The 15,115-nt window shown below is 68.5% G+C and carries 1 protein-coding gene (running past one end of the window); it reads right to left on the bottom strand.

Annotated features, from left to right (window positions below; genetic code table 11):
- Positions 1 to 15,115, bottom strand: partial view of an SDR family NAD(P)-dependent oxidoreductase gene (locus WME90_RS43415; RefSeq protein ID WP_437277972.1) — the 5' portion only. Its footprint begins 719 nt before the window's first position; the window shows 15,115 of its 15,834 coding nt (coding positions 1-15,115); it begins with the start codon at positions 15,113 to 15,115; its stop codon lies off the left edge, out of view.

The raw sequence follows: 15,115 nt of genomic DNA, 5'->3' as shown, positions 1-15,115 counted from the left end.
CGCCGGCGCCTTCACCCAGCACCTCACCCGAAGCTTCCTTGTCGAAGATGCAGAACTTGCCCTCGCGGCTGAGGATGTTGCGGGCCGCGAAGAGGTCGTGTGCGTCCTGCGTGTGCAGGACGCTGACCGCTCCGACAAGCGCCATGTCGATGCGCCCGCATTTCAAGGCGTCGGAGGCGATGGTCATCCCGGCCAAGCCAGAAGAGCAGGCCGTGTCGACGACCATGCTCGGCCCGCGGAGGTTGAAGAAGCGCGAGATGTTGGTGGCCAGGTAGTTTTGCCCGGTGCCCAGGACGGGGTTCGGCGCCGCAAATACGGATTTCGTGTCAGCGTTGGGCTGCGAGCGGCCGCCGATGTAGACGCCGACCTTCGCGCCGGACAGCTCCCTGTGCTCGTATCCCGCGTCGTAGATCGCGGCGAGGCTCTCCTCCAGGATGACGCGCGCTTGCGGGTCCATGATGGCCGCGTCCGCTTCGTGGACGTTGAAGAAGGCGGGATCGAAGCGATCCACGCCATCCATCCAGCCGCCGAAGTCCACGCGGCGCCCCCGGGTCGTCTGCCGGGCCGCCGCGATGGGCCGGATCGCCGAATCGCCGCTGGTCAGCAGCCGCCAGAAGGCGTCCTTGTCCGGAGCGCCCGGCATCCGGCAGGCAAGTCCCACGATGGCGATCGCGTCCTCCGGCGCGGCGGCAGGCGCCGGCGTCACGGGAGCCGGAGCGACCGGGGCACCCAGGGGCTCAGGCGCAGACGAAGGCACCGGCGCGGGTACGAGCTCAGCGGCCTGTGCAGGCGCCTCGGAGCGGCTGGTGAACGCGCCCGCGTGGTGCGCCTTGAAGTGATCGGTCAGGGCGGCGATGGTCGTATATTCAAGGAGCAACGATGGGCTCAGCTTCGCGCCCACTCGCTTCTCCAGCGAGTGGACGACCTGAGCGAGGACGATCGAATCGACGCCGTACTCATCGAAGGGTTTGTCCTCTTCCAGCTGCTCGACCGACAGCCTCAGCTCCGCGATGAAGATGTCGCGTATCCACCGGCGGATCTCGCTGGAGGCGTCCTCCTGCGGCTCCCTCCGCGGGGGCTCCGCCGCTGGAGCCGCCGCGGCCAGGGCCTGCGGCGCCGCTTGGTGCTCGGTGCGCAGCAGATCTTCGAGCGCCGCTCGCTTCTCTTCGCTCACGAACGGCAACGAGACCGTGGAAGACGAGCCGATCAGGAGGTCGAGGAGAGACAACCCCTCTGCCGTGGTGATCGGGACAAGCCCGGTTTTCGTGTAAGCGGCGGTCGCGCCCTGGCCGGCCACCATGCCAATCTCGCCCCATGCGGGCCACTGGATCGACTTGAAGTACCGGCGCCCCTGCCCGGCTTGCGCAGCGGCGTAATGGTCCATGTACGCATTCGCCATCGCGTAATCGCTCTGTCCGGCTGCCAGGGCGGGGGACGCGCTCGAGACCGAGGAGAACAGGACGAAGGAGACGAGCGGCTCCTGGCTCAATGCTTCATGGAGCGCGGCAAGGCCGGCCACCTTCGGCTCGCAGACGCCGCGGATCTCGTCCGCGGTCTTGCTGACGAAGGCGGGGTTCTTTCCCACCGCCCCGGCGCAATGGAAGACGCTTGTGACACGGCCGACCCTGCGATGGACGTCCTCGATCATGGCGCGAAGGCCGTTCGCATCGGCGAGAGGCGTGTCGTAGTAGAGTACCTGGACCCCTCGGTCCGCGAGCTTCCGCAGCCGCAGCTCCTTGTCCTGACCCAGGGAGGCGAGGGCTTCACGCCCCATGAGCACGAGGCGGCGGCAGCCTCGCGCCACGGCGCTCTCGGCCACGGCCGCGCCGATGCCGCGCGTTCCGCCTGTGATCAGCACGACGTCATCGGCCCCGTAGGTCGTCGGCGCCGCGTCCGCGATCGGGGTCGCGGACAGCTGCGGCACGAAGCGCTGGCCGTCGCGATAGCAGCACTCCGACAGGTCCCACCGAGCAGCCCCGAGGAACTCCGCTTCGATCTGCGCCGCCAGCTCGAGAGGGTCGGAGAGCGAGCGGTCGCTGTCCATGGTGACGGAGCGGACCTGTTTGTACTCGGCCCCCAGCATGCGGTAGAGGCCGGCCGTCCGCGCGCCCTGCAAGGTCGGCGCGGGCGTTCGCCACGCCTGCAGATTGTACGTCACCTGGAGCAGGGTCAGCCCGTCCCGGCGGCCACGCTCGACGCAGGTCTGCAGGAAGGCGATCTTTCCTTCTTCGACAGCGGTCGATCGCTCGTACAGCCGATCGTACGCGGTGACATCGATGACGCCGAGGAGCTTGCGCTCGCCGAGCTGGCTCGTCACTTGCTCGTAGGCGATCTCTCCCGCTCCTGCAGAGTAAAAATCGATCGCCACGTGCGCTACATGAACGCCTTGACGACCGGCAAAGAGCGCGGATGCCAGGTGGGACGTCGCTGCCGTCGTCAACACGATCACGGCGCCGGCTGGCGTCGTGCCCGCCGGCAGCGCACCGCTGGCCTTCCATTCCTTCACGAGGACCGCTCGCTCTCGTCCGCTCCGCGGAGCAGCCGGCGCGACGTCCGGCGTAACGCCCCGGCCGACTGCAGATCGGATCAGCTCATTCTCCGGTCGGACCCAGTAGCGCTCGCGAGCGAACGGGTAGGTCGGGAGGCTGACGCGGCGGGGCACACGGCCGCCGTAGAGCTTGTTCCAGTCGTACGAGCTGCCGTTCACCCACTTGTTCAACGCTTCTGCGTGCTGCCCAGAGCCACCCTCGTCCAACCGCGCTGAAGGCTGACCACGCTTGGCTTGACCCACGAACAGCCCTGCGACCGCTTCGTTCCCCGAGAGGAACGCGGTCAATTTGTCCTCCATCTCCCGGAACGACGCGCAGGTCAGCGCCAGGCGCTCCTCCATGGCTTCGCGGCCCACCTGAAGCGTGTACGCCACGTCGGCCAGATCCTCGTCGGTCCACTGGCCCTCGCGGATCGCGTCCACGAACCGCTCGACCAGCGCCTGCAACCGGGCCCGGTTCTTCGCCGACAGCACGATCAGCGCCGGATGATCGCTGTCGAACGTCCATCGCGGGCGCTCCTCGCGCGCCACGTATTCCTCGACGATCAGGTGCGCATTGGAGCCGCCCGCTCCGAAGGAGGAGATGCCAGCGATGCGCGGGAGCTCCCTCCGCACGCCGTCCTGCTCCAGGACGGGGCGCTTCCACTCGGACAGCTGTTGCGGCACGGCGAACGGCGTCTTCGGGAACTCGATGTTCGGGTTCAGCACGGCCGAGTGGATCGACGGCGTGATCTGCCCGTATCTCATCTGCATCAGCACCTTGGTCAAGCCGGCGATGCCCGCCGCGCTCTCGCAGTGGCCGATGTTCGCCTTGACCGAGCCGATGGCGCAGAACTGCTTGTCCTGAGTGTACGCGCCGAACGCCTTCGTCAACCCTGCGATCTCGATCGGATCGCCGAGCGACGTACCCGTTCCGTGCGCCTCGACATAGCTGACGGCCCTGGCATCGACGCCTGCCCGCTGCAAACAATCCGCGACGACGCGCGCCTGAGCCTCGGGGTTCGGGACCGAGTAGCCGTTGGTCTTCCCTCCGGCGTTGATCATGCTCCCCTTGATGACGCCGTAGATGCGGTCGTTGTCGGCGATCGCCCTCTCCAGCGGCTTCAGGAGGACGGCGCCCACCCCCTCCCCGGCGACGAACCCGTCGGCGTGGTCGCCGAACGCCTTCAGCTGATCGCCGGACGAGAGCATGCGCAGCTGCGACAGCTTGATGAGGTGCACCGGGTCGAGGATCAGGTTGACCCCGCCCGCGATCGCGCAGTCGCTGGTCCCGCAAGACAAGCTCTCCACGGCCAGGTGAATGGCCGTCAGCGAAGCGGAGCACGCCGTATCCACCGCCAGGCTCGGTCCATGGAAATTGAACAGGTAGGACACGCGGTTCGCGATCGAGAAGTAGTTCGCGCCGACCGGATAGATCCCGTTCATCACACCGGCGAACACGCCGACCTTGCGGCTGTCCGAGACCGCGCCCGGGGTGTATCCCGCGTCCTGGAGGCACTCGTACGCTGCTTCCAGGAACAGCCGCTCCTGCGGGTCCATCGACTCCGCGTCGCGGGGAGAGAGCTTGAAGAACAGCGGATCGAACTTGTCGATGTCCTCGACGAAGCCGCCCCACTTTGTGTACGTCGAGCGCTGCTTGCCCTTCTCCTCGTCGAAATAGGCTCTCCAGTCCCAGCGGTCGCCCGGGACCTCGCGGATGCAGTTGCGCCCTTCCTTGATGTTGCGCCAGAACTCGGCGACGTTCTTCGCTCGAGGATAACGACCCGCGATCCCGATGATCGCGACCCCCTGGGCAGCGACGGGCTGGGATCGACCGCGAAGAGGCGCGGCCGCGGGCGGCGCGGCCACGGACCGCGCGGTTCGCCGCGAGATCACGGGCAGCTCGGGCCTCGCGTCCGGGCCCTCGTCCTCGGACGCCTCGTCTGCCGGAGCCTCCTCCGGCTCCGCCGCGCCGGCCAGCTTCACCAGCGCTGGCCGCCGCGTCGTCATGAAATGGTCGACCAGCGCGTCGACCGTCTGGCATTCGAAGAACAAGGTGCTGCTGACATCCTCGATGTACTTTCGGAGGACGCCGGTCAGGCGCACCACCAGGATCGAGTCGATGCCGTAATCTTCGAACGGCTCGGCCGGGTCGATCTTCTGGCTCGGGATCTTCAGCGTGTCGCCGATCAGCTCCTTGAAGAAAGCGACGCTCTTCTCGCGCAGCAGCTCATCGGTGACGACGCCAGGTCGCGCCGCGGCGTCGGCCTTGGCCTTCCGGGTCTTCTTCGCCTGCTGCTCGCGCCTCGGCGCCGGCGCCACGGCCGCTCGCTCCGCCGGCGCCTGCTGGCGGACAAGTCCGTCGCTCTCCGCCGCGATGATCTGCGAGCCCAGATGGATGCCCGCTTCCGCCGGATAGAGCACAGGACGGAACCCTTCGGTCTCCAGGACCCGCCTCCACATCGCCGGATCGAGCGCTGGGGAGCCCGAGATGCGCACCTCCGCGTCCTCGTGCAGCCACCACCCCTCCGTGAGCCCGAACGTCAGGTGGAAGGTGAGGTTGTTGCGGATGATCTCGTTGAGAACGATCAGCCCGTTCTTGCGCAGCACCGCCTTGGCATTGCGGAGGGTCAGGCGGATATTGCGCGTCGCGTGCAGCACGTTCGCCGCGAGCACGATGTCGTACTGACCGGCGTCGATGCCCTGCCCGGCGAGCGGCTCGATCGCGTCGAAGATCTTGTACGTCAGGAACGGGTTCTCCGCGCCAAACTCCCTCTCTGCATGAATCAGGAACGCGCGGGACAGGTCGGTGTAGCAGTATTCCTGTATGCTGGCGTGGTACGGCCTTAGCTTGCGCAGCAGGAACGAGCTGGTGGAGCCGGTGCCTGCGCCGATCTCCAAGATGCGGACGCGCGCTGACCGGTCTCGCCTGAGCCGCTCGTCCACGTACGCGACGATCGTCGTGGCGAGCGCTTCGTTGAAGTAGTCGGCGACCTCGTTGTGCTTGTAGATCCCCTCGACCAGCTCCATCGAGGCGTTCGGGAACAGGACATCCGTGGCAGGCAGCCTGCCGAGCACGATGTCGGGGAGCGCGCGCATCGTCGCGTCGAGGAGAAGGACCTGGGCCTTGCGGTTCGGGTCCTGCACCCACGACCGCATGTGCTCGTCCCACTCGCTCCAGACGGCGGCGCCATCCAGCTGACCCGCGTCGTCGTGAGAGCAATGCGTCTCGTCGAACGTCAGGTAACCACCGCGAGCCAGCGCGGCGATCGTCTCCTCGAGCCACCTGCCGTACATGCCGTGCAGCCTGGCTTTGAGATCGGCGATCGCCGTCCGCTCCTCGGCGAACAGGCCGACGGACCGCATCTGGAGCCACAGCAGCTTTGTGAGGAGCTCGTCCAGCTTCTGGGAGCCCGCCACCTCGGGGACCCGGGGGAGGACGATGCTGTCTCTCAGACGTTCTATCGCGGAGGGCGTCGTCTCCGGGTACGCCGTGAGCGTCTCCGCTCCGAACCTCTGGAGGACCTTCTCGCCATCGATGGCCTTCACGAACGCCATCTGCTCGACCGGACCGGCGAGCAGCGCGTCGAGCGCCGCCATCGCCTCGGGCGGCTCGATCGAGCCGACCCCCTGCTGCGCCATGCGGTCCTGGTACTCCTTCGAGGCGACGATGCCCACCGTGCCCCAATAGCCCCAGTCCATGACCTTCACGGCGCACGGCCATTCCCGGGCCATGCGGAGGGCGAACGCGTCCTTGAACGTGCAGCCCGCGGAGTAGTTGCTCTGCCCCGACGCCTTCACGAAGGCGCTCATCGACGAGAAGTACAGGACGAAATCGAGCGGCTCCGCGGCGAACACCTGGGCCATCCGGACGGTCGCGTCGACCTTCGGGGCCAGACCTGCCTTGAAGCGCTCCTCATCCATGTTCAGCAGGGTTTTGTCCAGCAGCACCAGCGCCGAGTGGACGAGCCCGTGGATGTGCGGATGCCGCTGCTTGATCTGCTCGTATGCGCCCCCGAGCGCGCCCTGATCTGTCGCGTCCGCCGCGATGTAGAGCGGCGCGGGCCCCAGCTGCGCGAGCCTGTCCAGCTGGCCCTGGATCGCCGCGTCCTTCTCACGGCGTCCGATCCACACGATCTGCGCCTGATACGTGCGGATCATGTGCTCGGTCCAGATCTCGCCGATCCCACCGGCGCCGCCGATCACGACATAGACCCCGCCCTGGCGGCACAGGTTGCGTTCGCCAGGCAGCCCCGCGATCGGCGCGAGCTTCTGCCGGTGCCATTGCCTGTCCCGGTAGGCGAGGGCATCGCCTTGCGGATCCGACGGGAGGGCGAACAGCTCGTCGACGCTCCACTCGCCGGCGACGTCGAGCAGGCGCACCTTCCAGGACGGGAGCTCCTTCGCCATGGATCCGACGAAGCCGTGGATGCTCGCGTGGGTCGGGTTGACCGCATCGCCCTTGTGGACGAGCTGCGCCTGCGTGGTCACGACCGTCAAGCCCAGCTCCCTCGCCTCGTACCCGAGCGCCAGCAAGGCTTTCACCGCGCGGAACAACGGGAGAACCCCGCGCTCCTGCTCCTCGATGATCGACTCGTCGGCGACCGACGCGGCCGGGCTCTCGGGCGCGAACCACACGAGATGATCGATCGCCCCGTGCGCCTCAAGCTGTCGGGTCACGTTCGAGACCGTGTCGGCCGCTCCGAGGTCGAGCACATGCGCTCGCGGGAAACGCTGCTCGATCGCGCGCACCTGGGCGTCCGTTCCGCCTGCGATCCACACGCAGGCGGACGGCGGCGGGAAGCTGCGCGCCAGCTGGGGAGCGATCGCCTCCCAGACCGGGGTGAGCGCGATCGTCCGCACGTCCGCCCGAGCCGAGAGCTCACCCTTCATCACCCGGGAGGAGAGGCCCTTGATGCGGATGGCGATGCGCCCGCGATCGTCGCAGAGATCGACATCGACTCGTTGCACCTTGCCGGTCGCCCGATCGCGGTCTGCCAGCGTGATGTGCGCCCACATGGAAGCAGCGCACGGGCCGAAGATCTCCGCTTCGTTCAGCTCGAACGGCATCATCGGCTTGCGGGACGCCTCGCTCCCACCATCGATCAGCAGGAACCCGAGCGATGCCTGAAATGCAGAATCGAGCACCCCCGGATGGATGACGTAACGTCCCTCTTCCCAGAGCGCGGCGGGCAGCGACAGCCTCGCCAGCAGCTCGTCGGAGCCGACGTACACCTCGTTGACGCCGCGGTGCACCGGACCGTAGTCGATGCCCATCGCCGCGAACGCGCCGTACACGCGCTCGGAAGAGATGACGTCCCTATCGCAAGCCGAGCGCAGCTTGGCGAGATCGAGCGCCGGCGCCTCGTGGGCCGGGACGAGCAGCGCGCTCCCCTGGCAGTGGGGCGTCGGTTCATCGTGCAGATCGCTCGAGCTGGAGATCTCGAACGAGATCTTCTTCCCGCCATCGTCCAGCGCGAGGGAGATGTCCACGGTGACGGGCGCCGCGCCCGCGACCAGCGGACGCGACCAGACCACGTCGCGGAGCTGAACCGCTGTCTTCCCCTTCTTCATGCGCCCGGCGGAGGCGTCGACCGCCGCGCGCGCCATCTCCAGATAGGCAACGCCGGGCAGGACCCTCTCGCCCTTGACCATGTGGCCAGCCAGGAAGAATTCCTGCCCTGTGAACGTGGAGCTGAACCTCTGTTGCAACAGCTCGGACGTGTTCCGGTGCAGGAGCGGGTGCAGCGCGGCCGCGCCGCTCGTCGCCTGTCCGGCGGCCGCCGCATTCACCTGGGGGAGCCAGTAACGTTCGTTGGCAAAAGGATAGGTGGGCAGGCCGAGCCGGCGCGGCTTGCGCTCTCCGTACAGGCGGTTCCAGTCGAACGCGAGCCCCTTGACCCAGAGCTCCAGCAGCTTCGAGAATTTGCGTTTCTCCACCCACCTGTCGATGGCCTCCAACATGTCTTCATCGTTGGAGACCAGCGACACCGTCGCGTGGTTGCGCTTGGCTTGCCCGTAGAACGCGTCCTCGATGGCTTCCTTGCCGTCGAGGAACGCTTGCAGCTTCTCTTCCAGCTCCTGGAGAGATCCGCAGAGCAGCGCGAGCCGCTCCTCCATGGCCTCCCGCCCCACCTGCAGCGTGTACGCGAGGTCGGCCAGGTCCGCGTCCGTTGTTGACCCGGAGCGGATCGCCGCGATCATCCGCCTTGCGTACTCCTCCAGCCGCTCCCGGCTCTTCGCGGAGAGCACGACGATCGCCGGGTTGGCCCGCGTCACGGCGACGGCGGGCGACCCCTCCGGCGGGACGTACTCCTCGAGGATCACGTGCGCGTTCGAGCCGCCCGCGCCAAACGAGGAGATCCCGGCGAGGCGCGGAGACTCCCGCAGCCGGCCGCCGACCTCGAGGTGCGGGCGCTTCCACTCCGCGAGCTCCTGTTGCACGACGAACGGCGTCCGCTCGAAGTTGATGTTCGGATTGAGCGTCCTGGCGTGCAGGCTGGGGACGAGCTGCCCGTGCTGCATCTGCAGGACGATCTTCGTCACGCCGGCGATCCCGGCCGCGGCCTCCAGGTGGCCGATGTTCGACTTGATGGAGCCGATCGAGCAGTAGCCCGTCTCCGTCGTGTCCTTCTGGAAGGCCTGCGTCAGACCGGTGATCTCGATGGGATCACCCAGCTTCGTGCCGGTGCCGTGCGCCTCGACGTAGCTGACCGCGCGGGCGCTGATGCCCGCCTTGTCCAGCGCCTCTCGGATCAGCTCGCCCTGCGCCACCGGGTTCGGGACGGTGTAGCCGTTCGTCTTGCCGCCGTGGTTCGTCTGCGTGCCGCGCACCAGCGCATAGATGCGGTCCTGGTCCCGAAGCGCCTTCGACAGCGGCTTCAAGAGGACCGTCCCGACGCCCTCGCCCGGAACGAAGCCGTCGCCGCCCTCGCCGAAGCTCTTGCACTGCCCGTCGGGCGACAGCATCCGGTGAGCGCACAGCTCCACGTAGGTGGCCGGGTGGAGATAGAGGTTCACGCCGCCCGCGATGGCCATCTCGCACTCGCCGCGGAGCAGGTGCTCGCAGGCCTCGTGGATGGCAATGAGCGACGACGAGCACATGGTGTCGATCGCCAGGCTCGGGCCTCGAAGGTTGAGCAGGTACGAGACGCGGTTCGCCACCGAGGAGAAGGACGTGCGGGGCGAGATCGTCTCCCCTTGCTTCCACAGATCGGGACCGTAGAGCTCGAACCCGGTCTTTGTGATGCCGGCGAACACGCCGACGCGTCGCCCGAACCTGGCCGCCAGCTGGTCCCTCGTATAACCAGCGTCCTCCAGCAGGCTCCAGCACGACTCGAGGAACAAGCGCTCCTGCGGATCGATGTTGAGCAGCTCCAGCGGGGTGATGTTGAAGAAGAGCGGATCGAACTTGTCGAACCCCTCGAGGAATCCGCCCCATTTGCTGTAGCTCTTGCGCTGTTCCACGGCGCTTTCAACGTCGGGAACGAAGAACCCCTGGAGCGGCCAGCGGTCGCTCGGGACCTCGCCGATGCAGTCCTTTCCGGACCGGAGGTTCATCCAGAACGCGTTCAGGTCCGGCGCCTGCGGGTAGCGCCCGCTCATGCCGATGATCGCGATCGGCTCGCGGCGCGTCCCGCCGTCCGCGGGAAGGGCGCTCCTTGCCTCGCCGTCGCTGAGCGAGGTGAGGGCGGGGCGCGCAGGCTCGGCGCGAGGGGGCGCCGCTTCGACGACCGGTGTCTGTCGCGAAAGCCCCGTCCAGCGCTCGCAGGCGGGCGCATGGTCCCGGAGCAGGTAGTCGGCCAGCGGGGACAGCGCCTGGTATTCGAAGAACAGCGTCTTGGACAGCTCGCCGAAGACGCCAGCCAGCTGCTGATTCATCTTCGCGATCATCACCGAGTCGATGCCGTACGACCCGAGCGGCTCGTCCGCGTCGATCCGCTGCACCGGCAGCTTGGCGACGTCGCCCAGCAGCCCCTTCAGCCTGTGAATCACCTTTTCCTTGAGGAGCGCGCGGTCGGCATCGGCGGCCGGCTGCCGGTCGCTGGAAGCCGGCTGCCGGTCGCTGGCGGCGGCCGCCGGAGCGGGAGCCCCGAGCAGGCGGCGCTGCAGCCGCTCCACGTCGCCTTCGAGCACCAGCACCTGATCGGCGCCGCTGGACAGGCTGTCGTAGAGCGCCTGGATCCCCGCCGGGGTCCTCATCGCGCTCATGCCGAGGGTCTCCTCCAGCACGCGCTCGACCGCCGCGTCCACGTGCATGCCGCCGTCCTTCCAGAGCGGCCAGTCGACGGCGAGCGCCCTCCCGGAGCGCCGCCCGCGCGCGGCCTCCTGGTTCAAGTAGGCCGCGTACCCGTCCAGGAACGCGTTGGCGAAGGCGTAGTCGGCCTGCCCCGGATTCCCCAGCGCTCCGGCGAGCGAGGCGAAAAGGATGAAGAAGTCCAGCCGCAGATGGCGCGTGGCTTCCTCCAGGTGGACGGCCCCCGCCACCTTCGGCGCCGCGACCTCCTGAAACTCGGCCCGGGTCTTCTTGATGACGTAGTTGTCCCGGTTCACCCCGGCGCTGTGGAGGATGCCGCTCAGCGCGCCGCTCTCCGCTTCGATCTCGCGGATCAGGCGCTCCACAGAGGCCTTGTCCGCCACGTCCGCCTGTTTGTAGACGACCGTCGCGCCGAGCTCCCGCACCCGGGCGAGCCGCGACTGCCTCGCCTCGTCGAGCGCGGAGCGGCCCGTCAAGAACAGCGTCGCTCGCCGGACCCTGCGCGCGATCTCCTCCGCGAAGATGAGCCCCAGGCCGCCCGCGCCGCCCGTGATCAGGTAGACACCGCCGTCCTTCCACGGCACCGGCGAGCGAGACGGCTCGCCGCGAGCGGGCGCCCACCCGGCGACGAGGCGCTTTCCGCTCCGATATCGAATCTGGCGATCGTGAGGAGCGCGGCTGTCGGCGTCGAGCCTCTCGCTCAGCAGCTCGGTGTCTCCCGGATCGACCGCGATCACCTGGCCAAAGAGCTTCGGATTCTCCTGCTGCGCCGTCTGCAGCAGCCCGGTGAGGCCCCTGAAGAGAGGCTCCTCGTCGCTGTCCGGGACGACGACCTGGAGCAGCGCCTTGCCCGTGGACCTGTCCTCCAGGAGGGCCCTGATCTGGTCGAAGAGCTCGAGGGCGTGCTCCTCGGCGCGCGCTGCCTTCCCCTGCGAGCGAGCGCGCAGGGCCGTGCAGTACACGCCGTCCAGCTCCGAGCGGATGCGCTGCGGATCGACGCCGGCCAGCTCACACAGGAGGATGTGGCGCTTCGCGTACGCCGGGCGGTCGGCCTTGGGTGGCGCGGGCCGCTCGCTCCAGACGGGCTCGAACAGCAGCGTTCCGCGTTGCGGCGCGCCGGTCTCGACCGCCTCGGCCGCTCCGAGCCCGCTCGATGCGGCCACGCTGGTGCCGGGGACGTGCTGCGGCAACCAGCAGCGCTCCCTGGCGAACGGGTAGGCCGGCAGGCTCACACGGCGCGGCTGCCACCCTCCGTACAGCCGCTTCCAGTCGACCGCGTCGCCGTTGCACCAACGCTCCACCGCCTGCCTGGCCGAGAGCGCATCTCCCGGCGCGGGCGGCGGCGTCCCGTCCTTGGTACGGCGAACCTGCGCGCGGACCACATCGGGGAGGCCGACGTCACCCGCGACGAACCTGCTCAGCTTGTCCTGCAGGTCCTGCGGCGAGCGCACGACGAGGCCGAGCCGCTCGCTCATCGCCTCGCGGCCGATCTGCAGTGTGTAGGCGATGTCGAGGAGGTCCGCCTCGCCCAGCTCCCGCTGACGGATCGCGTGCAGCAGCCGCCTCGCTCGCTCGAGCAGGCGTTCCTCGTCCTTCGCCGACAGCACGATGGCCGCGTGCTGAGAGGCCGCGGCCGGCCGCTCCTGGGTCGCCCGCGGAATGAACTCCTCGACGATGACGTGCGCGTTGGAGCCGCCCGCGCCGAACGAGGAGATCCCCGCCGCTCTCGGGAGCTCCTGGATCGCGCCCTGTCTGTCGACCGCCGGCCGCTTCCACTCGCTCAGCTGCTGCTGCACATGAAACGGCGAGCTCGCGAAGTCGATGAGCGGGTTCAGCGTCTTCGAGTGCAGGGACGGCGCGAGCTGGCCGTGCTTGAGCTGCAGCAGCACCTTGCACAGCCCGGCCATGCCCGCCGCGCTCTCGCAGTGGCCGATGTTGGACTTGACCGAGCCGATCGCGCAGAACTGCTTCTTGTCCGTGTGGCGGCGGAACGCCTTTGTCAGCCCCGCGATCTCGATCGGATCGCCGAGCGCCGTGCCGGTTCCGTGCGCCTCGATATAGGAGATCTGCTCCGGAGCGACGCCGGACTCCTTCAGGGCCCGATCGACGACGTCCGCCTGCGCGTTGGGGTTGGGGACGGTATAGCCGCTCGTGTTGCCGCCGTGGTTGACGGCGGTCGCCTTGATGACGCCGTAGATCTGATCCCCGTCGGCGATCGCTCGGGCCAGCGGCTTCAGCAGCACCGCGCCGACGCCCTCGCCCGGCACGTAGCCGTCCCCGCCCACGCCGAAGCTCTCGCAGCGCCCGTTGCTCGACGCGAACTTGCCCTGGCCGAGGAAGAGGTACTTGTTCGGGTGGATCGAGACGTTCACGCCACCCGCGATCGCGACCTCGCATTCCCCCCGCGTCAGGCTCTTGCAGGCCAGGTGGATGGCCGTCAGCGAGGAGGAGCACATCGTGTCCACGGCCATGCTCGGCCCGTGAAAGTTGCAGAAATAGGAGACGCGATTGGCGATGGAGGACGGATTGCCGGGGATGGCGACCGGTCGGCCCAGCACCTGCTCCTGCGCCCCGAAGAGCTGGTACTCCTCGTACATCACGCCGACGTACACACCGACGTTCCCCGGCATGCCGGAGCCTCGCGGGGGCTGCAGGGCCTCCCGCGTATACCCGGCGTCCTCCAGCGCCTCGTACACGCACTCGAGGAAGAGCCGCTCCTGCGGGTCCATCAGCTCCGCTTCGCGCGGGGAGATGTTGAAGAAGAGCGGATCGAACCGATCCACGTCGTCGAGGAAGCCGCCCCACTTTGTGTACGTCTTCCCCGGCTTGTCCTTGTCCTCGTCGAAGTACGCGCCGTGCTCCCAGCGCTCTCTGGGGATCTCGGTCAGGCAGTCTCTGCCCTCTCGCAGGTTCAGCCAAAGCTCTTCGAGGTTGCGCGCCTTGGGGAAGCGCCCGGCCACGCCGATGATCGCGATGTCCGCGGGCCCCGACTCGGCGGCGGCCCGCACGGCGTCAAAGCGCCTGCGTCTCCCCGGGCTCGCCGTGGTCTGCGGGGCGAGGGCCGCGCCCTGTGGCGGCTGGACGGGCGGCTCGGGAGCCCGCGGCTCCTCGTCTCGGAACAGCTCACCCAGCCGTTCCCGGTGAGCGTCGAGGAAATATCCCGCCAGCTCGCGGAGGCTCTGGTACTCGAAGAGCAGCGTCTTCGGCAGGGTGCCGAAGGTCTGCTCCAGCTCTCGCGTGAGCTGCGTGATCATGATCGAGTCGAGCCCGTACCGGTCCATCGAGCCGTCCGCGTCGATGCGATCGAGGGGCAGCTGGAGGAACCTGGCCAGCACACCCTTGAGGTGCTGGATGACCTTGTCCTCTAGCGTGGCGCCGCTCTGATCGACGGCGGCCGGGGCCGCGGTGGCCGCCGCGGCCGCCGGCGCCTGCGCCTGCGCCGACGCAGCCCTGGGGCCCTCGCCGGTGGCGCGGACCGCATAACCTTTGATCCGCACGCGAACCCGGCCTTCCGCGTCGCAGAGGTCGATGTCGTAAGTCCGCAGCTTGCCTTCGCTCGAGCGGATGAGCGCCCACATCCGCGAGGTGCAGGGGCCGAACAGCGCCACCTCGGAGATGGCGAACGGCAGCGCCGGCCTCATCTCCCCGGCTGCAATCCACAGCCCCGCGACGGCTTGCAGGGCCGAGTCCATCAGGCTGGGGTGCAGGTAGAAGTCGGACTGAGAGCCCTGCGCGGAGGCCGGCAGCTGCAGCTCCGCGAGCACGATCTCCGCCCCTGCGTGCAGCTGCACGACACCTCGATGGCTCGCCCCGTACTCGATGCCGATGGAGCGATATGCCGCGTAGAGCGCGTCCGCGGACAGCGTCGGCGGGCAGCGCGCCTTCAGCGCCGCGAGCTCCAGGACGGGCGCCTCGGCCAGCGGGGCGCGCGCCGCTCGACCCTGGCCGTGGACGTGTGATCCGGAGTATACCTCGAACGCGAGCTCCCCGTTCTCCTCCGGAAAGAGGCCGAGATGAACGCGGACCGGCTCACCCGCGGCCGTGAGCGGATGCGGCCACACGAGGTCCTTGAGCCGGAGGCCGTCCCAGCCGGCGGCCTGCTGCACGGCGGCGCGCGCCATCTCCAGGTAGGCGACGCAGGGCAGGACCCGCCTCCCTCCGACGACGTGATCGGCGAGGAAGAGCTCCTGCCCCGTGAAGGTCGACGTGAACCGCTGCTCGGAGAGATCCGAGGTGTTCTGCTGGAGGAGCGGGTGAAGATCGCTGCTTCGGGGCGAGCCCAGGCCGGCCTGGAGCTGGCCAATCAGCTCCTTGGCGTCGGCCTTGGACAA

Source organism: Sorangium sp. So ce375, from assembly GCF_051473855.1.
Classification (GTDB): Bacteria; Myxococcota_A; Polyangia; order Polyangiales; family Polyangiaceae; genus Sorangium.
The sequence above is the reverse complement of the archived record's forward strand: the minus strand, read 5'-3'. Positions and strand labels throughout refer to the sequence as shown.